This window comes from Thiorhodovibrio litoralis (assembly GCF_033954455.1).
GTDB classification, from domain to species: Bacteria; Pseudomonadota; Gammaproteobacteria; order Chromatiales; family Chromatiaceae; genus Thiorhodovibrio; species Thiorhodovibrio litoralis.
The window spans coordinates 4,579,272-4,599,878 of record NZ_CP121473.1 but is presented as its reverse complement, the minus strand read 5'-3'; the positions used below and the strand labels follow the sequence as shown (position 1 = coordinate 4,599,878).

Below are 20,607 nucleotides of genomic sequence, written 5' to 3'. Positions count from 1 at the left end.
TTGTTATTGATAGTGATTCTTGATTCGTTTTCCTGCTTGGGCTAGACTTTCCAATAATTTGACGACATGGCTGCCTGTGCTCCTCCCGCGATGTTCGACTTACCACCCGACGCTGCGTCCCGCGAAACTTGCTGTGCGGCCTCCAAGCCAGGCGCAGGCCCCGCTTCCACTGTGGTTGCCGGCCCCGCGCGCGACCCGCAGGCCAAGAGCGCTCGCCGCTCGGGCTCTGCCGATGTTTCGACCGGAGTCTCTGCGGGCGTCGCCACCTCGCTCGCCGACCTGCCGCTTGGCGCTCGCGCGCGGGTGATCGGCATCGACGGCGGGCGCGAGCTCAATCGTCGTTTGCTTGCGCTCGGCGTCCGCCTTGGCAGCGAGCTGCGCATTGATCACCACCGCGGCCGCGGACGGGTGGTCTCTATCGGCCCAACGCGGGTCGCGCTCGGCGGCAGTATTGTCGAGAAGCTGCGCGTCGATCCGCTCGATTCAGACCCAGCAAGCGATGCAGCAACCGCTGAATCCTGATTCCGTGCCGGCAAGCTCGGCGCTGGCCGACGCTCCTTCCGTTGATCAAGTCCTGGCCGCGGCCGGGGAGATCATTCTCGGCAAGGATGCGGAACTGCGCCTGGCGCTGGCCTGTCTGCTCGCGCGCGGGCATCTGCTGATCGAGGATCTGCCGGGTGTCGGCAAGACCACCATGGCGCATCTGCTCGCGCGCCTGCTCGGGCTGAAGTATTCCCGCATCCAATTCACCAGCGATCTGCTGCCGGCGGACATCCTCGGCGTGTCGGTCTACGAGCGGGTGCGCGAGCGCTTCGAGTTCCACCCCGGCCCGATTTTTGCCCAGGTCGTGCTGGCCGATGAGATCAACCGTGCCACGCCCAAGGCGCAGAGCGCGCTGCTCGAGGCAATGGAGGAGCGCCAGGTGACGGCCGATGGCGAGACGCGCGGACTACCATCGCCCTTTTTTGTCATCGCCACGCAGAACCCGACCTATCAGGTTGGCACCTTTCCGCTGCCCGAGTCGCAGCTCGACCGCTTTCTGATGCGCATTGAGCTTGGCTATCCGAATGATGAGCAGGAAAAAGCCTTGCTTGCCGGCAGCGATCGGCGTGCGCTCCTGGCTGACATGGAACCGGCGCTTAGTGTTGCGCAGCTGCTCGATTTGCAGCAGCGGGTCGCCGACGTGCATGTCGCCTCGCCGGTCATCGACTACTGTCACCGGATTTTGGCCTTTACGCGCGCGAGCAATCGCTTTCTGCATGGACTATCACCGCGCGCCGGGCTTGGGCTGTTGCGCGCGGCCCGAGCCTGGGCCTTGATCCATGGCCGCGCCTATGTGATCCCAGAGGACATCCAGGCGGTGCTGCCAGCGTGCGTGCCGCATCGGCTGCTGAGCGGGGATGATAACGGCCCGGTCGGTCATGCCGAGATCGCGGATTTTATTCTGCGCGCGGTTCCGGTTCCCTAATCGCCGATGGCGGCTGTGCGTCACACGGCCACCGGGTGGTTCCCGTTCTGGCGCCGCCGGGAGCAGCCGCGGATGTCTGGGCAAAAGCCCCTGTTTACGCATTGGTTTAGCAAGCTGCTGCGACGGGTGCCGGTCGATGATCAGGGCCAGGCAACCATTGGCGCGCGGCAGATCTACATTCTGCCCACGCGCGCCGGCATTGGCTATGGCGTGCTGCTGTTCGTCACCCTGCTCGGGGCGCTCAACTACCAGAACAATCTCGGGTTGTTGTTTACCTTCGTGATGGCCGGCGTCAGCCTGGTCAGCATGCACCACGCCTGGTTCAATCTGCTGCGCTTGCGGCTGCGAGCGCAGCCGGGTGCACCGGTGTTTGCCGGTCAGGAGGTGCAGTTCACCGTCACCCTCGAGGACCTGCGCGAGCGCGAACGCGGCGCGCTTTGTTTGCGCGGTGTGCCGGGTGGCCAGTGGCCTGAGTGCACCGACTTGCCTGCCGGCGGCTCCGCGCGGCTGACCTTGCCGGTGCCGACTGAGCGTCGCGGTCTGTTGCCGCTCGGCGAGGTGGTGCTTGAGACCCGTTATCCGCTGGGGCTGTTTCGCGCCTGGTCGCTGGTGGCGGTGGATGCAGTCGCGACCGTCTACCCGCGTCCGGCAGCACGGGCTGGCGCGCCGCCGCAGCTGACCTCGGTCGATCACAATGCCAGCGGCGATCAGGGTACCGGAGCGGACGACTTCGTCGGCGCGCGCGATTATGCGCCGGGCGATTCGCTGCGCCGCATCGATTGGAAGGCACTGGCGCGCGAGCGCGGGCTGCTGGTCAAGCAGTTCGGTGGCGATCGCGCCGCGCGGGTATGGCTCGACTGGGCTGCGCTGCCGCCGGTGGATGACGAAACGCGCATTGCGCTGCTCGCCCGTCAGGTACTCGATGCCGCCGAGCAAAACCTGGTCTACGGGCTGCGTCTGCCGGGCCTGAGCGTTGAGCGCGGGCAGGGCGATGCGCATAAGCACCGCTGTCTGACGGTGCTGGCGGGGTATCGCTGTGAAGATTAGGCCTACGTCAGGGTCCCGGGCAGCCAGAGGAATCAAGGCAACTGGAACACCCAGGGCGACTGGAGCGCGGGCGGCTGCAGCAGTTCAGACAGCCGAAGTGCCAAAGGTAGCCACTTCGTTCAAGGAAACAGCGCCGGATCGGCTACAGATCGGTTTGCTGAGCGCACTGCTCGCACTGGCCGCGCTGCCGTTGCTGTTTTACATGCGTGCCCCGGTCGCGGTCTTCATCGGACTCTTGCTGCTGCTGCGCGTGGCGGTGCTGTTGCGCCCGGCGCTGGCGCCGGGGCGCTGGCCGCTGGTGGCGCTGGCGTTGCTCGGGGTCGGTGTGGTGTTGGGGGCTTACCGCGAGCTGGCGGGGCAGGACGCCGGCACCGCGCTCTTACTCACCATGATGGTGCTGAAGACGCTTGAAGTGCGCGGTATGCGGGATTTGCGCGTCTCCTTGCTGCTGTTTGGCTTTCTGCTGGTGGTGGCCTTTCTGTTCAACCAGTCACCGCTGTTCGCGGCCTATCTGGCTGCGTTGCTGCTTGGCAGTTTCGCGTTGCTGGCCGACCTGAGCGCGGTGCGTGCGAATCCGGCCTCGGACTCCCGCCATCAAGCCACCGGCCCCGCCGCTGGCCAAGCTGGAGGCCGAGAGGGGCGCAAATCTGGGGGCCAAGTCTGGCTTCGCCGCCTTTGGCGTGAGCGCCTGCGCGTCGCCGGGCGTCGGGCACTGGTGCTGAGCGCCCAGGCGGTGCCGCTGGCGGCCTTGTTATTCTTGCTCTTCCCGCGACTGGACGCGCCGTTGTGGAGCCTGGGGCTGGAGCGCGATCGGGCCAAGACGGGGGTGAGCGATTCGCTTGAGCTTGGCAATTTCAGCGAGCTGGTGCGCTCGGGTGAGGTGGCCTTTCACGCCTATTTCGATCAACCCCTGCCGGTGGAGCCCTCCCAGCTTTATTGGCGCGGGCCCGTGCTGTGGCAGACTGATGGGCGCGGCTGGGAGCCGGGGCCGCAAGAGCTGATGACGGGGCTTGCGGCGGATATCGAGCCTCTGGGAGACCGGCTCGATTATGCCATTGTGATGGAGCCGACCGAGCAGCGCTGGATCTTCGCTCTGGACCTGCCGCTTGCGGCGCCGGCTGACGCGCGCCTGACGCGCGATGCGCGGCTGGTGTCCAAAGAGCCCCTGCAGGAGCTCAAGCGCTTCGAGCTGCGCTCGGCGCTCAGCTACCGATCGCTCGCGCTGAGCGACGCGGAACGCGAACTGGCACTCGAAGTGCCGCAGCGCGTGATCACGCCGCGCATGCAGCTGCTGGTCGGGGAGTGGCAGGAGCAGGGTGGTGGGCCTGGTGCCGTGGTGGCGCGGGCGCTGACCCATTTCAATCGCGAGCCTTTCCACTATACCCTGCGCCCGCCGCCGCTGGGGGCGAATCCCGTCGATGATTTCCTGTTCGAAACCCGTGCCGGCTATTGCGAACATTATGCGAGCAGTTTCGCGCTTTTGATGCGCTTAGCCGGCATTCCGTCCCGTTTGGTGGTGGGCTATCTGGGCGCCGAGCGCAATCCGCTTGGCGGGCATTATCTGATCCGTCAGTCCGACGCCCACGCCTGGGCTGAGGTGTGGCTCGCGGATAGCGGCTGGACGCGGGTCGATCCAACGGCGGCGGTCGCGCCCGAGCGCATCGACAACGATGCCGAGCTGGCCGATCTGGGCGACTCCGCGCCGCTGCGCTTTCGCGTCACCCGCGACAGCGCGCTCGGGCAGATGGCGCACAGTCTGCGACTGTTGGCGGATGCGGCCAATGCCAACTGGAACAACTGGGTGGTGAATTTCTCTAGCACTCGCCAACAGCGTTTGCTTGAAGCACTGGGGCTGGAGCACCTCGGCGCCTATGGCCTGGTGCTGGGGCTGGCCAGTGGCGGAGCAGTGCTGATGCTGGCGCTGCATGCGTTGCTCGCGCGCCGACGCTGGCCGGCCGATCCGATCGAGCGAAGTTTCGCACGTCTGAGCCGGCGTCTGGAGAGGGTAGGGCTGCCGCGCACGCCAGGCGAGGGGCCGCGCGATTATCTTGCGCGGGTGGCGGCGGCGCGGCCGGATCTGGCCGAGGCGCTTGGTGTATGGCTGCGGTTGTATCTGCCGCTGCGTTTTGGCGGTGCGGAAAACGGCCAGGCGCGAGCGGCGCTAATCTTGCGTGAGAGGCGCTTAGTCATTCGCCGCCGCAGCCACTCTTAGCTGAGGGCATCAGCAGCATTTTTGCTGGACAAATCGCCGCTTTATGCCTAGTGTCAGGAGTGAGGTGCGGCGTTTTTCCGCAGTCTCTCTCTGGCCAATTTCCGCAGGAAACGGAAAGTCGGCTCCGGATGCGAACCTGGAGTTGTGGGCCACTGCTTGCGGGGTAGGTTAAGACGGTGGCAACAAGAAGTACCTTTGTTTGGTTCAGCCGCGAATTCCGGGTGCGCGGGCGCCGACGGGTCGGGAGATGACGATGGCACCTTTAGATCGCGGCGCAGGTTCAGGTCGTGCCTTACCCACGACGCTCAATGCCTGGACCAATTTCCTCACTGATACCGAGCTGCCTGCCTTTGCGCGCACCGTGAGCGAGGTGAATCGGATCGCCGATGATCCGGAAGCCAGCGCCTGGAAGCTCTCCAGCGCCATCTCCAAGGATGCGGCCATGGCCGCGCGTCTGGTCAAGCTGGCCAATAGTCCACTGTTTCCGAGCAGTCACGGTAATATCCAGACGGTTGATCGCGGCGTGGTGCTGCTTGGCTTCGACGCGGTGCGCGATCTGGCCATTTCGCTCAGCGTGATCGAACAAGTCCTGCGCGGCCAGAGTCGTGATGCCTTGCTCGAGGAGATGGCGCTGGCGTTTCATACCGCGACCCAGTCGCAAACCTTGGCGCGGATGGCACAGGATGACGGGGTAGCGGAAATCTTCGTTGCTGGTTTGTTATACCGTATTGGATCACTAGCGGTGCTCTCGGGCTCCGATCCCCGGGTGAACGACTTCCTGGTCGAGAAGGCGGAAATTGCCGTTGGCGAGTCGAGCCAGGTCACCCGTCTCGAGAAGCGCACTTTCGGCTGCGACATGACCCAGCTCTCTCGTCGCCTGGCGCAGCATTGGTCACTGGGGCATTCGTTGCAAAAGGCACTGGCGCCAGAGTCGAGTCCGTTGGCCGATCGCATTGCAACCGCCCGCCGTGTCGCCGAGGTATCGATGCGCTGCGGTTGGGAGTCGAATCAAACCCATCAGCTTCTGGCTCGGGTGGCGCGCACCATGGGGCTGAATCTTCCCGACATGCGCGAGAAGGTCCACGAAAGCTCTGAGGTGGCGCGCGAGATGGCGGTGCAGTTCGGTGCCACCAAGGTGGCGCCGCTGATCCCGGAAACATCCAAGGCCAGGGCGCGGCGCGAAAAGGCCGAGAAAAAGGCCCTAGATGACATCAATGGAGATGGCATCGATGGTGCCGAGTCCCATGGCAAGCAGGGTGCCGGGGATGATGCTGGCAGCGGGGCGGACTCGGGCGGCGACGATGAGATGTCAGGGCTGCTGCGTCCCAACCCCGTGGTGCAACTCGAGATGCTGGGTCGAATGGCAGAGCAACTCGGTGGCAAGCCGGATCTCAACCTGTTGCTCAATACAGTTGTTGAGGGTGTTCACCGTGGCATCGGGATGGATCGCACAGTTTTCGCGCTGCTGACCACCAAGAAGGACGCCGTGGCGGCCAAATTCGTGCTGACGGAATTCGAGGAACGCTTGCAGGCGAGCTTCCGCTTCAGTCTGCGTCCAGAGATGAACCCGTTACTGGCAGCGGTTATTGGTCAGCGCCGGGCGTTCTGGATTCATGCCGACTCCCCGCCCGATGATCGCAAACTGGTGCGCGGGCCTTTCGCGCAGTTTGTCGGCAAGGCCGATTTTCTGATTCATCCGGTGCTCTTCACCGACAAATGCATCGGCTTCCTCTACGGCGACCGCGCCAGCTCGGAGCGCCCGATCGAAGCCTCGGATGAGGTAAGCTTTCGCCAATTCATTCAGCAGTTATCACTCGGACTGCGGCTGATCGGAGGTCGTTGAAGCCGACAAAGTTCTGCTGGTTCAGGTCCAGCGCGGCATGCGGAAGGGCAGCAGCATCTGTACCCAGCGCTTGGCAAAGCGATCAAGCGAGAGGCTCTCATGCACGGCAGTGACCGGCTCGCCCACGAGCCGGGTGGTGATGGTGGAGCGGGCATAAAAGGGCGTGTCTTCGAGTGTTTCAATCACTCTGACCGGAGGTTCCCCGCTCTCGGGTTGTTCGCTGCGGGTGGCGCGCGGAATGCGCCAGACGCGTGTGGTTGGCAGGGGTGCCCGGGCCGGCGGCTCGAAGTGCTCGACCGAGCCGTCCTTGTTGACCTGCAGCGCGAGTGACAGACTGCTGCCGTCGCGGCGATTGGCCTCGTAGAGCACTGCCGCGCCGCCCTGCCGGCGTTTGGCGCGCGACCAGTCCCAGTCCGTGAAGCCCTGCTCTAGAGGTTCCGAGCCCCAGTTGCTGTCGAGGTAGCCATCGCCGCTCCAGGACAGGCGTGGGTGGCTCAGGTTGACGCTGACACGCGAGTCGGGCGCGATCGGCCACCAGTGATGGCGGCCTTGGCGGTCGAGTTGCTGCAGATGGCGGGTCGGTGCTTGAGGGTGAACGCGCACCTGCCCGCGCAGGGGCAGCGGAATCGGGGCCGCGGTCTCCTGGATGTCGATCACCAGATCATCCCCATCCCAGTGCAGGGCGCTGGGGCCGATGCTGAGTTCGGTAGGGCTGCGCTGCAGGCGATTGTGGCCGCGTTCGGTCATGGCCCAGCGCTTGCCACTCGCGCCATAGAGCACGGCGTTGAGCGCGCAGAAGCGCTCGGGCTCGGCCGGGCCACGGCGCCGTGACCAGGCGTAGTAGGGTGAGAAGACGCTGCCGAGCAGCGCGATGATGGTGAGCCCGTGCTGGCCGTCGTCGCTCAGCGCGTCGATGTACCACCAGAGGTAGCCATCCTTCGGGATGGGCTGATTGAAGGCAGGTCCGCGAGCAGGGTCTGCGCCGCCAGGCGTCCGGACAGGGTCGCCATTGGCAGTCCCGGCCCCGGGTGGGTGCTGCCGCCCGCCAGATACAGACCCGGTACCTTGCTGTGTGCCCCCGGCCGACTGAAAGACGCCAGCCAGCCGTGGGAGGCGCGGCCATAGAGCGCGCCACCGCTCGCCGGGAACAGCTGGTTGAAGTGCGTCGGTGAGGTGGGCTCGATCAGCTCCGGGTGAATCTGCAACTGCAGACCACAGTGGCTGAGCAGCGCAACAGTGCGCTCGGCGCATGCGTTGATCTCCGCGGATGTGAATTCATGACGGTCCCCGATCGCTGGGGCATTGACCAGGCACAATAAGCGCTCAGGCCCGGTCACTGGGTAGCCTGCTGCCGTGGTCTGGCCGCTGTCGCTGCGGTCCTGGGCGCAGATATAGACGGTTGGCTCCTGGGGCAAACGCCGTCGCTGGAGCAAATCCTGAAACTCTTTCGGGTAGTCGCGCGAGAAGAACACCGAGTGGCGCACCAGCGGGAAGCCTGATGTCTCGGCAGTCAGACTCCAGGTCAGCGCCGACAGCGAGCGCTTGTCCGCCGGCGTCGGGCCCAGGGCGCGCGTGGCGGCATGGCCGAACAGACCAGCGCCGAGCGCGGCGGTGTCGGCATTCAGCACCACGGCAGCAGCTTTGTGGGTCTCGCCCGAGTCCAACCGCACACCGCGGGCGCGACCCTGCTCGATCAGGATTTCCGCAACCGGGGCCGAGTAGTTGATCCGCACGCCGAGGCGCTCAGCGATCCCGGCCATGGTGCGCGCGAGCCGGTGCATGCCGCCTTCGATCAGCCAGACTCCTTCCTGCTCGACGTGGGCGACCAGCATCAGGGTGGCTGGCGCCAGGAAGGGTGAGCTGCCGCAATAGGTCGCATAGCGGCCGAACAGCTGTTGCAGGCGCGGATCTTTGAAATATTCCCCGAGGACTGGCCACAGCTTTGAGTAAGGCCGGATATTCATCAGCGCGCCGATGCCGCCGATGCCAACCCGCTGCATTAGCCCCGCGGGCGTGGTGCGGGTGTTGGTGATGAAGGCGTCTTTGAGCGTGTTGAAGATGCCGCGTGCATCAGCGGTGAAACGCAGAAAGCCTTCCGCCTCCCGCGCGCCGGCGAACTGACCGATCGCATCGGCCGAGCGCTGCTGATCGGCGAACAGGTCGAGCCGCTCTTGCTCACTCCAGGCATGGCGGGCAAGGACTTCGGCCGGCTGCAAGGGGAGTTCTGCTTCCAACGACGTGCCAGCGGCGGCGAACAACTCCTCAAAGACCCAGCGCATGGTAAAGACAGTGGGCCCGGCATCGATGCGGGCATCGCCGACCGCGACCTCGCGCAATTTGCCACCGGGGGTTGGTGCGCGTTCGAACACCTCGACCTCAAGCCCTTGGGCTGCAAGTGTGATGGCACTCGCAAGCCCGCCGACGCCGGCGCCGACGATAATGACCCGTTCGGACTGTCTGCCGAGGCTCACGTGCGTAACCTGGGGCTGAAGCCCTGAAGCTCACGGGCTGATCTTTCAGCCAGGTTCGGTGAATGACCTGCCGGCTGGTCTGCCAGTTGGTGTGCCAGCTGGCTTGCTGTTCGGCGCCAGCCATAAGCCGCTGTTGCGCGAGCCTGCAAGAGGAGGCTGGAGAGGGGATTTGGGTCGCGTTTTGGTGGGCGGCTTGGGGACACGGAACTACGAAAATCCGAGTTAGCGGTGGCTGGATTGCAGAGTGCTGTGGCGGGCCTTGCTGGGCCCGCGCAATTGACGCCTCTGAGTACCCTGTCTATCTTACAGGACACATGGATGCGGCAACACCTTTATGATGCACGCGGGACTTGCCCGCGGCAGCCGCTGCCACCGCCAATGCCACCACCAAGGGGACTCAGCTACCGATGGATGTGATGCCGCGAATCGAACAAGCGCTCGAGCGCGCGATTGCCCAAGGCAGCGGGGAAGCCGCGCCGCCCTTGCTGGAAGCCGCGACGCGGCATGCGGTCTTCCCCGGCGGTGGGCGCATCCGCCCGCGCCTGTGTCTTGCCGTGGCGTTGGCCTGCGGCGACGATGCTCCGGTGCTCAGTGACGCCGCCGCCGCCGCCCTGGAATTGCTGCATTGTGCCTCCCTGGTGCATGACGATCTGCCCTGTTTCGATGATGCTGCCACCCGTCGCGGGCGTCCGTCGGTGCATGCGGCCTATGGCGAGCGGCTGGCTGTGCTGGTGGGGGATGGGCTGATCGTGCGCGCCTTTGAGCTGCTCGCGTGGAATGCGGGCTCTCATCCCGAGCGGGCTGCCCGCCTGGCCTCCATCATCGGTCGCGCAGTGGGTATCGCCTCGGGTATCGTCGCCGGCCAGGCCTGGGAATGCGAGCCCGAGGTGGAGCTGACCGAATACCATCGCCAGAAAACTGCCGCGCTCTTTTTTGCCGCGACCGAAGCCGGCGCTGCCGCCGCTGGGCATGATTCCGCGCCCTGGTATGGCTTCGGCGAGAAGCTCGGGTTGGCCTATCAGGTTGCTGATGATCTGCGCGACGTCGCGGTCAGTGAAGCTGACATGGGTAAGCCCAAGGGGCAGGATCAGGCGCACGGGCGCCCGAGTGCTGTAGCGGAGCTGGGTTTGGATGGCGCAATCGGGCGTCTGCGTGAGCTGGTCGCGGCGGCGGTGGACGGGATTCCGCCCTGCCCGGGCCAAGAGCAGCTCGCCGCGCTGGTGCGCCAGGAAATGCGCCGGCTACTGCCGGCCGAGCTGGCGGACCGCCTGGATGCCGGCTGAGATGTTGCGCCTGAATAGACTCGTGCCAACCGGCGTTCCAGCTGGCCTGGTCATGCGCTTTCCGTTCGGTTCTCCGCAATGATGGAAACTCTGCTTGCGCGTTTGCAGGATGCCTTCTATCGGCGCCGCGACCGTCTCATCTCAAGCCCCAAGTTCCAGCGCTGGGCGGCGGATTTTCCGTTGACGCGCCCGATTGCTCAGCACCGCGCGAGTGCGCTCTTTGATCTGTGCGCCGGCTTTATTTATTCCCAGATTCTTGATGCCTGCGTGCGCCTGGAGTTGTTCGAGCGCCTGGCCGAGCAGCCGATGACGTCAGAGGAACTGGCCGCGCAGGTCGATCTGCCCCCGGCGGCGGCCGAGCGTCTGCTGCGCGCGGCTGTGGCGCTGCGGCTATTGCAGCGGCGCATGGGTGGGCGTTTCGGCCTGGGTCCTCATGGTGCGGCCATGCTCGGCAATCCGGGTATCGCGGCCATGGTGCGGCATCATCGCATGCTGTATCGGGATCTGACCGATCCGCTGGCCCTGCTGCGCGGGGAGCTCAAAGAGAAAGAGCTTCAGCGTTTCTGGGCCTATGCGGGTGCGGAGACACCCGATGCGGCAGGCGATGCCGAGGTTGCCTCATACAGTGAGCTGATGACTTCCTCGCATGCCTTTGTGGCCGGCGATACGCTCGATGCCTATTCTCTCAAGGGTCACCGCTGCCTGCTCGACGTCGGCGGAGGGGAGGGTAATTTCCTCATCGCCACCGGGGAGCGCTGGCCGCATCTGAAGCTGCAGCTGTTCGACTTGCCGGCGGTGGCCGAGCGCGCCGCCGCCCGGTTGCGGGACTTCGGCCTAGGTGAGCGCAGTGAGACCTTCGGCGGCGATCTGCTGCGCGACCCGTTGCCGCGGGGCGCCGATATCATTTCTTTTGTTCGCGTGATTCACGACCACGACGATGACGCGGCCATGACCATGCTGCGCGCCGCGCGCGCAGCCCTGCCTGACGGCGGCACCTTGCTGCTAACCGAGCCCATGTCCGAGACGCCCGGGGCCGAGCCGATCGGCGATGCCTACTTCGGTCTCTATCTTTTTGCCATGGGCAGCGGCCGGCCACGCCCCCCGCGCGAGCTCAAGGCCATGCTCAAGGCCGCGGGCTTTTCCGCGGTGCGGCTGCATCGGACGCGACGGCCGATGCAAACACGGGTGATGACTGCCAAGGCAAATTGACAGTCGAAGTGTAAATCAGGCTTGACATGCTCACTAGTCAGGCTAAACTGACACCTAGTTTCCCAATGTTGGCTGCCCCTCTCTTTTATCAGTGCCTGATGTGATCTCTGCCTTCGGCAGGACAGGCGCACGGCGAGGTTCGCAGGTCAACTCCATCGCGGGGTCAATCGGTTTTTACCCTTGGTTCTCGCGGCTAAATGTCGGTTTCTAGTGACTATGCCCATTGACATGAACACCTTAGCGGTCGTTCTAGAGCAGCCGGAACAGCTCGCGGTCAGGCGTTTGGACCTGACCCCGCCGAGCCCGGCTGACTGTGTCGTGGACATTCACTGGAGCGGCATCAGCACCGGCACCGAGCGTCTGCTCTGGTCCGGTCGGATGCCGCCTTTTCCCGGTCTGGCCTATCCCTTGGTGCCAGGCTATGAGTCCGTCGGCCAAGTCGTGGCCGCGGGTGAGGAGAGCGGCCGTGTCGAGGGCGAGCTGGTGTTTGTCCCCGGCGCGCGCTGTTACGGTGATGTGGCTGGCCTCTTTGGTGGCGCGGCAGCGCGCATTGTTGCACCCGGTAGCCGTTTGATTACCCTGCCAGCCGGTCTTGGCGAGCAGGGCGTATTGATGGCCCTGGCAGCAACGGCCTATCACGTCACCGGGCCGCAAGGCCAGCAGCCAGACTTGATCATCGGCCACGGTGTGCTCGGTCGGCTGCTGGCGCGCCTCGCGGTTGCTCATGGTGCCGCACCCGTGGTGTGGGAGCGCAATCCCGCTCGCACCAGCGGTGCCGAGGGCTATCAGGTCATCGACCCCGAACAAGACGAGCGCCGCGATTATCGCTGCATCTGCGATGTTAGCGGCGACAGCAAGCTGCTTGATACCCTGATCGGTCGTCTAGCTCCCGGCGGCGAGATCGTGCTCGCCGGCTTTTATGAAGCGCCTTTGTCGTTCGATTTCCCGCCGGCTTTCATGCGTGAACTGCGCTTGCGGGTCGCCGCCGAGTTCAAAGAGCCGGACCTGATCGCCGTGAAGCAGCTGATCGAGTCTGGGCGCCTGTCCTTCGACGAGCTGATTACACACAGGATGCCAGCGGAGCAGGCGGACGAGGCTTATGTCACCGCGTTCTCCGACCCGAGCTGCCTGAAAATGATTCTCGACTGGAGGCATGTCGATGTTTAATGCCGGCAGTCATTTAATGCCCGAGCAGCCTTCTGGTATGCCCGAATCCGGCGGCGGCAGCGCATCCAAGCGCCCCGAGATCATAGCTATCTATGGCAAGGGCGGGATCGGCAAGAGCTTCACGCTCGCTAACCTGTCCTACATGTTCGCCCAGCTTGGCAAGAAAGTTTTGCTGCTCGGCTGCGACCCGAAAAGCGATACCGCCACCCTGCTGTTCGGCGGTCGCTCCTGCCCGACCATCATCGAGACCTCAAGCAAAAAGAAGCTCGCCGGCGAGCCGGTCGAGATCGGCGATGTCTGCTTCAAGCGCGACGGTGTGTTCGCGATGGAACTAGGCGGTCCCGAGGTCGGTCGTGGTTGCGGTGGGCGCGGCATCATTCATGGTTTCGAGCTGCTCGAGAGTCTGGGCTTTCACGATTGGGATTTCGACTACGTCCTGCTCGATTTTCTCGGCGACGTGGTCTGCGGGGGCTTCGGCCTGCCGATCGCACGCGATATGTGCCAGAAGGTGATGCTGGTCGCTTCCAACGATCTGCAATCCCTCTATGTGGCCAACAACGTCTGCTCCGCGGTCGAGTACTTCCGTGGGCTCGGTGGCAATGTCGGCGTCGCCGGCATGGTCATCAACAAAGACGATGGCACTGGCGAGGCTCAGCAATTTGCCAAGAATGTCGGCATTCCGGTCTTGGCCGATATCCCGCAGGACGACGATATCCGCCGCAAGAGCGCCGCCTATCAGATCATCGGCAAGCTCGACAGCCCCTGGGCTGGCTTGTTCAAAGGTCTGGCCGAGCAAGTCGCCGCCGCGCCGCCGCTCCGTACCAAGCCCCTGGCGCACGAGGATCTCCTGAGCCTCTTTGCCAGCGACGCCGTCGGTCGCAACGTGGTGCTCGAGCCGGCCAAACCTGAAGACATGTGCAGCGTTAAGAAGATCGTCAAGCCCTCGCTAGAAGTCATCTACGACGACGCCTAGTCACTAACCACTAAACACTCGCAACGAACTATTATGCTTCGCCCAATCGACAACCAAGCGCTGCGCGCCCCCGAGCTGGTTCCAGACCAGATCTCGGCCGCGTCCGCTGGCGGCTGTCATGCGGGCCCTAATGCGAGCGAGCACCATTTACGCCGTGCCGCGGAGGCTTCGGGTCAGAGCGAGCTGCTAGAGCGCTTTGCTGCCGACTATCCTGCTGGACCTCATGATCGGCCGCAGACCATGTGTCCGGCCTTTGGTTCGCTGCGGATCGGTCTGCGCATGCGTCGCACCGCCTCCGTTCTCTGCGGCTCGGCATGCTGTGTCTATGGCCTGAGCTTCACCTCCCATTTCTATGGGGCGAAGCGCAGCGTCGGCTATGTACCTTTTGACTCGGAAACCCTGGTCACCGGCAAGGTGTTCGAGGATCTGCGCGATGCGGTCGAGCAACTGGCCGATCCTGAGCAATACGACGCCATCGTGGTGATGAACCTGTGCGTGCCGACCGCCTCTGGCGTCCCGCTGCGCCTGTTGCCTCAGTCCATCAATGGCGTGCGCGTGATCGGCATCGATGTGCCCGGCTTTGGCGTCCCCACGCATGCTGAGGCAAAAGACGTGCTCTGCGGCGCCATGCTCAACCGCGCTCGTAGCGAGGCCGAAACCGGCCCGGTGCAGGCTCCGCGCGGTGGTCGCAGCGAGAAGCCCACCATTACGCTGCTTGGTGAGATGTTCCCGGCTGATCCGGTCGGCATCGGCATGCTGCTCGAGCCGCTGGGTCTGGCCGCCGGTCCCGTGTTGCCGACGCGCGAATGGCGCGAGCTCTATGGGGCGCTCGACTGCGCCGCCGTGGCTGCGATCCACCCCTACTATGTTGCCTCCATCCGCGAGTTTGAGCAGGCTGGTCGCCCCATCATCGGCTCCGCGCCTGTTGGTCACGACGGCACCGAAGCCTGGCTGAACGCAGTAGGCGAGGCCTGCAACATCAAGGCCGATTTGGTCGCCGCCGCCAAGAATGCCGTGCTGCCCGCCATCAAAGGCGCGCTGTCCGGGGCGCCGATCAATGGAACCATCACCGTCTCGGGCTACGAGGGCTCGGAGTTGCTGGTCGCCCGCCTGCTGGTCGAAAGCGGCGCGAACGTGCCCTACGTTGGCACCGCGACCGGTCGCACCCGTTGGGCCGATGCCGATCGGGAATGGCTTGAGTCCAAGGGCGTTAAGGTTCGCTTCCGCGCCTCGCTGGAGCAGGATAAGTCCGCCGTTGATGCCATTAAGCCCGATCTGGCCATCGGCACCACGCCTGTGGTGCAGCATGCCAAAGAGCAATCCATCCCGGCGCTCTATTTCACCAACCTGATCTCGGCACGTCCGCTGATCGGAGCGGCTGGTGCCGGCTCGCTGGCCCAAGTGGTCAATGCCGCGCTGGCGAGTAAGCCGCGTTTCGATCGCATGACCGACTTCTTCAAAGGCGTGGGCACGGGCGCGAGCGCTGGAGTTTGGCCGCAGATGCCGCTTGGCGCTTCTTCGGCTCCCATGACAGCAGTTGGGGGGGCACACTGATGTTGGTGCTCGACCTCGATCGCGCGGGCGGCTACTGGGGCGCAGTGTATGTTTTCACTGCGGTCAAGGGCCTGCAAGTCATCATCGACGGCCCCGTCGGCTGTGAGAATCTGCCAGTGACGGCGGTGCTGCACTACACCGATGCGCTGCCGCCGCATGAACTGCCGGTGGTTGTCACTGGCTTGGGCGAGGAAGAGCTCGGCCAGGAAGGCACCGAGCAGGCCATGAAGCGCGCCTTCGCCACGCTCGATCCAAAGCAGCCCGCTGTTGTCGTGACCGGCTCCATCGCCGAGATGATCGGCGGCGGCGTGACCCCGGCTGGTACCAATATTCAGCGTTTCTTGCCGCGTACCATTGATGAAGATCAGTGGCAGAGCGCGGATCGTGCCATCTTCTGGTTGTGGACGCAGTTCGGCGCCAAAGGCAAGCGTGCCAAAGGCAAGGCCGCCAACCAAAAGGGCAAGGGCAAGATCGCCAACGAGACGGCGGCCAAGCCAAGCGTCAATATCATCGGCCCGGCCTATGGCTGCTTTAACACCGCTTCCGATCTGGCCGAGGTGCGTCGCTTGGTCGAGGGCATGGGCGCCGAGATCAACATGATTTTCCCGCTGGGTGCGCACCTCGATGAGATTCCGCGCCTGGCCGATGCGGATGTAAACATCTGCATGTACCGTGAGTATGGTCGCAAGCTGTGCGAGGCGCTCGAGAAGCCCTTCCTGCAAGCGCCCATCGGCCTGCACAGCACTGTCGCCTTTTTGCGCAAGCTTGGTGAACTTCTGGGTCTCGACCCCGAGCCTTTCATTGAGCGCGAGAAGCACACCACCATCAAGCCCATCTGGGACCTGTGGCGCTCAGTAACGCAAGATTTCTTCGGCACCGCGAGCTTCGGCATCGCCGCGACCGAGACCTACAGCCGTGGCGTGCGCCATTACCTCGAAGACGAGCTCGGCATGCCCTGTCATTTCGCCATCGCGCGTCGCCCCGGGGTCAAGACCGATAACGCTGCCACGCGCGAGGCGGTGCGTGGCAAGACTCCGCTGGTGGTCTTCGGCGGCTACAACGAGCGCATGTATCTGGCCGAGGCCGGCGGACGCGCGGCTTTCATCCCGGCCTCGCTGCCCGGCACCCTGGTGCGCCGCCACACCGGCACGCCCTTCATGGGCTTCTCGGGCGCGACCTATCTAGTGCAGGAAGTCTGCAACGCGCTCTTTGATGCGCTCTTTAATATTTTGCCCCTGGGTACGGACCTTGACCGGGTCGAAGGGACTCTTGCCCGCGCCGGCAGCGAGCGCCACCGCGAGCTGCCGTGGGAGAGCGATGCCAAGCGCAAGCTCGACGAGATGCTGGAATCAGCGCCCGTTCTGGTGCGCATCTCCGCTGCCAAGCGGCTGCGCGACGCGGCCGAGCGCGCAGCGCGCAGCGCGGGTGAAGATCGAGTAACAGCCGAGCATGTCGCACAAGCGGGCTCGGCGATGAATCAGGAGGCCGTGGCATGAAAAAAGCCGCGAGCCAGCTAAAAGCTTTGTGTTCGGTTTTCGGGACTTCGTATGTCCGGGGTGCCGACGCATTTCGCGCTTCAGAGGTGCTAGTCGCGTTTTTGTGCACCCAGGAAGCACATAGTCGTCCGGGCAACCGGACCTCTGGTCTGTTGGGGCATCTGCTTGCCTCGACGCCCGTTATGGTGCGCCGCGGGCGCGCTGACAGCCGCAAGGCTTAACACTTAAATCTCTTCGGAGGATTTACTCATGGCTGAAAAATCAATGACCGGTCTGACCGACGCTGAAGCAAAAGAATTCCATGGCATCTTCATGGCTAGCATGAGCGCCTACTTCGGCTTGGTGGTTTTCGCCCATCTGCTGGCTTGGATGTATCGCCCCTGGCTGTAATCCGCTCCTTCAGCATAACGGGAGCTCATCGCGAGCCCGCCGGACCTTTTTTCTGATGCTGCTTCTAGGCAGCGCCTTACACCAAATTTGGAGATATCAAGATGAACGAAAGCCTGCAAAACCTGCACAAAGTTTGGCTGCTGATCAATCCTGCTCAGGTCCTGGTCGCTCTTGGCGTTTTTCAGATCGTTTTGGGTCTTGGGATCCACATGATCCTGCTCAGCACCGACCTCAACTGGCTGGACGACGGCGTGCCTGTGACTTATCAGGCACAGGCTGCATCGGCAGCGCCCCAGAACAAATAAGAAGGCCTTTTCGGATGGTGCTGACCCGCGCGGGCTCGCCCCCCGGGCCCACGTGCCGGTCAGCATCCGAGTTGCTATGTGGAGGCAGCAGGTCATGGTGTCTCCCCAGCAGAGGAATTAACGATGGCCATGCTGAGTTTTGAAAAAAAATACCGCGTACGCGGTGGGACGCTGGTCGGGGGAGATCTGTTCGACTTCTGGGTGGGGCCGTTTTATGTCGGCTTCTTCGGTGTGTCGACGGTTTTCTTCGCGACCCTCGGTACCCTGCTTATCATTTACGGTGCGGCTCTTGGGCCGACCTGGAATCTCTGGGCAATCAGTATTGCTCCGCCGAACCTGGATGTTGGGTTAGGTGTTGCACCACTGAGAGAAGGTGGTCTCTGGCAGTTTATTACCATCTGTGCAATCGGGGCCTTTGTGTCCTGGGCGCTCAGACAAGTTGAGATTTGCCGGAAGCTGGGCATTGGGCTCCATGTACCCTTCGCCTTTTCGTTTGCCATCCTGGCCTATGTCACCCTGGTTGTGATTCGTCCAGTGTTGCTTGGTGCTTGGGGACATGGTTTCCCTTACGGAATCTTCAGTCACCTCGATTGGGTTTCCAATATCGGCTACCAAACGCTGCACTTCCATTACAACCCGGCGCATATGCTGGCGATCAGCTTCTTCTTCACCAACTGCCTGGCGCTGGCGATGCACGGATCTTTGATCCTTTCCGTGGTCAACCCGCGCGACGGCGAGCCGGTGAAGACAGGCGAGCATGAAAACACCGTCTTCCGGGACATCGTTGGTTATTCCATCGGTGCGTTGGGCATCCATCGCCTCGGTCTGTTCCTTGCGATCAACGCTGCTTTCTGGAGCGCGGTCTGCATCGTGCTGACCGGTCCCTTCTGGACGCGCGGATGGCCGGAATGGTGGATGTGGTGGCCTAACCTCCCAATTTGGTAATCTGAGGACACCAAAATGCCTGAATATCAAAACATTTTCACGAGGGTGCAGGTTCGCGAACCTGGCTACCCTGGTGTCGAGCTCCCGAGAGGCAGTCTGCCTCGCCTTGGCAAGCCGATCTTCAATTACTGGATCGGCAAGATTGGCGACGCGCAGATTGGTCCGCTCTATCTCGGGGGCTGGGGCATCGCTTCGCTGATCGCGGGCTTTATCGCCATTGAGATCATGGGTCTCAATATGCTGGCGTCGGTCGACTGGAGTCCAATTCTTTTCCTTAAAGAATTCTTCTGGTTAGCCCTGGAGCCACCACCGCCCGCTTACGGCCTGAGCTTCCCACCCCTTGCTGAAGGTGGCTGGTGGCTGATCGCCGGGTTCTTCCTGACTCTCTCCATCCTCTTGTGGTGGGTGCGGGTCTACAAGCGTGCGGTTGATCTTGGCATGGGTACCCATCTGGCATGGGCCTTTGCTGCGGCGATCTTCTTCTACCTGACGCTGGGCTTCATTCGCCCAATCCTGATGGGTAGCTGGGGTGAGGCTCCTCCGTTTGGCATCTTCCCGCATCTTGACTGGACAGCGGCTATTTCGATTCGCTACGGGAACTTCTACTACAACCCGTTCCATGCGCTGTCGATCGCCTTCCTGTACGGCTCAGCGGTGCTCTTTGCGATGCACGGTGGGACCATTCTGGCCGTGTCGCGTTACGGCGGCGACCGCGAGATCGATCAGATCACTGATCGCGGTACCGCGGCCGAGCGTGCAATGCTGCTGTGGCGCTGGTGCATGGGCTTCAACGCCAGCATGGAGTCTATCCATCGCTGGGCCTGGTGGTTCGCGGTCTTTACGGTCATAACCGCTGGTCTGGGTATCCTGCTGACCGGCACCGTGGTCGAGAACTGGTACCTTTGGGCCGTCAAGCACGGATTCGCGCCGACCTACCCGTCGGAGCTGTCCATCGAGAATCCCTATCTGACGCAGGGGGTGTCGCAATGAAGATGCGTAACCGCAATGCGCTGGCGCTCCTGAGCCTGGGGGCGACCGCGTTCATCGTCGGCTGCGAGGCACCGCCACCCGAGATTGTCCAAAACGGCTATCGTGGCTTGGCCATGCAGCAGAACTACAACCCGGACCTGTTGAAGGAACTGGTCGACGCCAATCAGGCGCCGGATGCGATTCCTGCAGCGACTCCGGGTGGCGGCTTGGCGAAGGACGTCTACAAGAACGTCCAGGTGCTCGGCGACCTGACGGTCAATGAGTTCAACCGCACCATGGTGGCGCTGACAACCTGGGTGGCTCCGAAAGAAGGCTGCACCTACTGCCACGAAGGCGTTCAGTGGGAGTCCGACGGCGTCTATACCAAGATCGCTTCGCGGCGTATGCTGGAGATGACCCGGGCGTCCAACTCCAACTGGACCGACCATCTGGCTCAGACGGGTGTGACCTGCTACACCTGCCATCGGGGCAATCCAGTACCGGAATATGTGTGGACCTCTGATCCAGGACCGGATCATCCATCCGGCTTCACACCGACCGGGCAGAATACCATCGGCTATGCCACGGGTTACACCTCAATGCCCTATGATCCTTTCACGCCTTTCCTTTTGGGTGACCAGGATATTCGGATTATCGGCCAAACCGCGTTGCCAACGGGCAACCGCAAGTCGATCAAGCAGGCGGAATGGACTTACAGCCTGATGGGGCATTTCATGGACGGCCTTGGGGTGAACTGCACCTACTGCCACAATTCGCGGTCCTTCTACGCTTGGGATCAGAGTACCCCGAAACGGACGACGGCTTGGTATGCCATTCGCCACGTGCGTGAGATGAACAACGACTATGTTGCGCCTTTGGGCGAAGTCCTGCCGGCTTCGCGGAAAGGTCCTCTTGGCGATGCGTTCAAAGTGAACTGCAAGACCTGCCACCAGGGGGTTTACAAGCCGCTGTTCGGTGCGCCTATGGCAAAGGACTATCCAGCCCTTTATGAGGCCGCGGCTGCAGAGGCTGCTCCGGCCGAGACTGCGGCAGAAGCCCCAAGCCCGGCTGCCCCAAGCCCGGTTGCAGAGGCTAAGCCTGCAGACCAAGCTGCTGCGGAGCCAGCAGCACCAGCCGCGCCGCCGATGCAGTACGTCCCGGCGCCCATGCGTTATCAACCCGCGCCCATGCCACCGGCACCCGCGGAGCGCTAAAGGCAGATCGATCGAGGCGAAGGACCGCCGACATTCATTGATGGTTAATTAGGGCCCTCGG

18 protein-coding genes are annotated in these 20,607 nt (G+C 63.4%); 16 read left to right on the top strand and 2 right to left on the bottom strand.

What is annotated here, in order from left to right; genetic code table 11:
• Positions 1-90: 90 nt before the first annotated feature.
• From Thiosp_RS20985 to Thiosp_RS20965, 5 genes are all read left to right on the top strand, one after another.
• Complete coding sequence (locus tag Thiosp_RS20985; protein WP_201063657.1) at positions 91-522, top strand: FeoA family protein; 432 nt, start codon at positions 91-93, stop codon at positions 520-522.
• A complete protein-coding gene (locus Thiosp_RS20980; RefSeq protein WP_201063659.1) occupies positions 500-1,468 on the top strand; it encodes an AAA family ATPase in 969 nt (322 codons plus the stop codon). Before Thiosp_RS20985 ends, Thiosp_RS20980 begins: the two co-directional genes overlap by 23 nt.
• A gap of 72 nt (positions 1,469-1,540) precedes the next feature.
• Positions 1,541-2,515, top strand: a complete 975-nt coding sequence (locus tag Thiosp_RS20975) for a DUF58 domain-containing protein (protein WP_201063661.1) — start codon at positions 1,541-1,543, stop codon at positions 2,513-2,515.
• Positions 2,516-2,612: 97 nt separating this feature from the next.
• Entirely contained in the window at positions 2,613-4,727 is a 2,115-nt protein-coding gene (locus Thiosp_RS20970; protein ID WP_201063662.1) for a transglutaminase TgpA family protein, read from the top strand.
• Between the two features lie 253 nt (positions 4,728-4,980).
• Positions 4,981-6,570, top strand: a complete 1,590-nt coding sequence (locus tag Thiosp_RS20965; RefSeq protein ID WP_201063664.1) for an HDOD domain-containing protein — start codon at positions 4,981-4,983, stop codon at positions 6,568-6,570.
• Positions 6,571-6,591: 21 nt separating this feature from the next.
• Here Thiosp_RS20965 and Thiosp_RS20960 read toward each other — a convergent pair whose 3' ends face one another.
• Positions 6,592-7,317: a carotenoid 1,2-hydratase gene (locus tag Thiosp_RS20960; protein WP_242518257.1), complete on the bottom strand. Its 726-nt coding sequence runs from the start codon at positions 7,315-7,317 to the stop codon at positions 6,592-6,594.
• A 155-nt stretch (positions 7,318-7,472) separates the two neighbouring features.
• The gene (crtD, locus tag Thiosp_RS20955; RefSeq protein ID WP_201063666.1) at positions 7,473-9,041 is read right to left on the bottom strand and encodes a 1-hydroxycarotenoid 3,4-desaturase CrtD; all 1,569 of its coding nucleotides are present in this window, start codon (positions 9,039-9,041) and stop codon (positions 7,473-7,475) included.
• Between the two features lie 407 nt (positions 9,042-9,448).
• Here crtD and Thiosp_RS20950 point away from each other — a divergent pair, with 407 nt between their 5' ends.
• The 11 genes from Thiosp_RS20950 to pufC all read left to right on the top strand — a co-directional run bounded on the left by Thiosp_RS20950 (position 9,449) and on the right by pufC (position 20,546).
• Positions 9,449-10,324: a polyprenyl synthetase family protein gene (locus tag Thiosp_RS20950; protein ID WP_201063791.1), complete on the top strand. Its 876-nt coding sequence runs from the start codon at positions 9,449-9,451 to the stop codon at positions 10,322-10,324.
• A 78-nt stretch (positions 10,325-10,402) separates the two neighbouring features.
• Complete coding sequence (locus Thiosp_RS20945) at positions 10,403-11,533, top strand: methyltransferase (RefSeq protein ID WP_201063668.1); 1,131 nt, start codon at positions 10,403-10,405, stop codon at positions 11,531-11,533.
• 216 nt (positions 11,534-11,749) lie between these two features.
• Positions 11,750-12,700, top strand: coding sequence for a chlorophyll synthesis pathway protein BchC (gene bchC / locus Thiosp_RS20940; RefSeq protein ID WP_201063670.1), 951 nt, complete (start codon positions 11,750-11,752; stop codon positions 12,698-12,700).
• Positions 12,701-12,716: 16 nt separating this feature from the next.
• On the top strand, positions 12,717-13,673 hold the full coding sequence (locus Thiosp_RS20935) for a chlorophyllide a reductase iron protein subunit X (protein WP_201063799.1): 957 nt from the start codon (positions 12,717-12,719) through the stop codon (positions 13,671-13,673).
• Positions 13,674-13,706: 33 nt separating this feature from the next.
• Positions 13,707-15,227 (top strand): chlorophyllide a reductase subunit Y, encoded by a 1,521-nt coding sequence (bchY, locus tag Thiosp_RS20930; RefSeq protein WP_201063678.1) that lies wholly within the window; start codon positions 13,707-13,709, stop codon positions 15,225-15,227.
• Positions 15,227-16,723, top strand: a complete 1,497-nt coding sequence (gene bchZ / locus Thiosp_RS20925) for a chlorophyllide a reductase subunit Z (protein ID WP_201063804.1) — start codon at positions 15,227-15,229, stop codon at positions 16,721-16,723. Before bchY ends, bchZ begins: the two co-directional genes overlap by 1 nt.
• A gap of 249 nt (positions 16,724-16,972) precedes the next feature.
• On the top strand, positions 16,973-17,113 hold the full coding sequence (gene pufB / locus Thiosp_RS20920) for a light-harvesting antenna LH1, beta subunit (protein WP_201063680.1): 141 nt from the start codon (positions 16,973-16,975) through the stop codon (positions 17,111-17,113).
• 101 nt (positions 17,114-17,214) lie between these two features.
• Positions 17,215-17,418, top strand: coding sequence for a light-harvesting antenna LH1, alpha subunit (pufA, locus tag Thiosp_RS20915; protein ID WP_201063682.1), 204 nt, complete (start codon positions 17,215-17,217; stop codon positions 17,416-17,418).
• Positions 17,419-17,541: 123 nt separating this feature from the next.
• Positions 17,542-18,363 carry a photosynthetic reaction center subunit L gene (gene pufL / locus Thiosp_RS20910; RefSeq protein ID WP_201063684.1) on the top strand — a complete coding sequence of 274 codons (822 nt, stop codon included), beginning with the start codon at positions 17,542-17,544 and terminating at the stop codon, positions 18,361-18,363.
• A 15-nt stretch (positions 18,364-18,378) separates the two neighbouring features.
• Complete coding sequence (gene pufM, locus Thiosp_RS20905; RefSeq protein WP_201063687.1) at positions 18,379-19,353, top strand: photosynthetic reaction center subunit M; 975 nt, start codon at positions 18,379-18,381, stop codon at positions 19,351-19,353.
• Positions 19,350-20,546: a photosynthetic reaction center cytochrome PufC gene (gene pufC, locus Thiosp_RS20900; protein WP_201063689.1), complete on the top strand. Its 1,197-nt coding sequence runs from the start codon at positions 19,350-19,352 to the stop codon at positions 20,544-20,546. The genes pufM and pufC overlap by 4 nt, the downstream gene beginning before the upstream one ends.
• Positions 20,547-20,607 lie beyond the last annotated feature (61 nt).

Coding starts and splice junctions, on each gene's coding strand:
- bchY (WP_201063678.1), top strand. CDS start 13,707: ATGCTTCGCCCAATCGACAACCAAGCGCTGCGCGCCCCCGAGCTGGTT.
- Thiosp_RS20935 (WP_201063799.1), top strand. CDS start 12,717: ATGCCCGAGCAGCCTTCTGGTATGCCCGAATCCGGCGGCGGCAGCGCA.
- bchZ (WP_201063804.1), top strand. CDS start 15,227: ATGTTGGTGCTCGACCTCGATCGCGCGGGCGGCTACTGGGGCGCAGTG.
- Thiosp_RS20950 (WP_201063791.1), top strand. CDS start 9,449: ATGGATGTGATGCCGCGAATCGAACAAGCGCTCGAGCGCGCGATTGCC.
- pufC (WP_201063689.1), top strand. CDS start 19,350: ATGAAGATGCGTAACCGCAATGCGCTGGCGCTCCTGAGCCTGGGGGCG.
- pufB (WP_201063680.1), top strand. CDS start 16,973: ATGGCTGAAAAATCAATGACCGGTCTGACCGACGCTGAAGCAAAAGAA.
- Thiosp_RS20980 (WP_201063659.1), top strand. CDS start 500: ATGCAGCAACCGCTGAATCCTGATTCCGTGCCGGCAAGCTCGGCGCTG.
- pufA (WP_201063682.1), top strand. CDS start 17,215: ATGAACGAAAGCCTGCAAAACCTGCACAAAGTTTGGCTGCTGATCAAT.
- Thiosp_RS20985 (WP_201063657.1), top strand. CDS start 91: ATGTTCGACTTACCACCCGACGCTGCGTCCCGCGAAACTTGCTGTGCG.
- pufL (WP_201063684.1), top strand. CDS start 17,542: ATGGCCATGCTGAGTTTTGAAAAAAAATACCGCGTACGCGGTGGGACG.
- bchC (WP_201063670.1), top strand. CDS start 11,750: ATGCCCATTGACATGAACACCTTAGCGGTCGTTCTAGAGCAGCCGGAA.
- Thiosp_RS20975 (WP_201063661.1), top strand. CDS start 1,541: ATGTCTGGGCAAAAGCCCCTGTTTACGCATTGGTTTAGCAAGCTGCTG.
- Thiosp_RS20945 (WP_201063668.1), top strand. CDS start 10,403: ATGATGGAAACTCTGCTTGCGCGTTTGCAGGATGCCTTCTATCGGCGC.
- Thiosp_RS20965 (WP_201063664.1), top strand. CDS start 4,981: ATGGCACCTTTAGATCGCGGCGCAGGTTCAGGTCGTGCCTTACCCACG.
- Thiosp_RS20960 (WP_242518257.1), bottom strand. CDS start 7,317: ATGACCGAACGCGGCCACAATCGCCTGCAGCGCAGCCCTACCGAACTC.
- pufM (WP_201063687.1), top strand. CDS start 18,379: ATGCCTGAATATCAAAACATTTTCACGAGGGTGCAGGTTCGCGAACCT.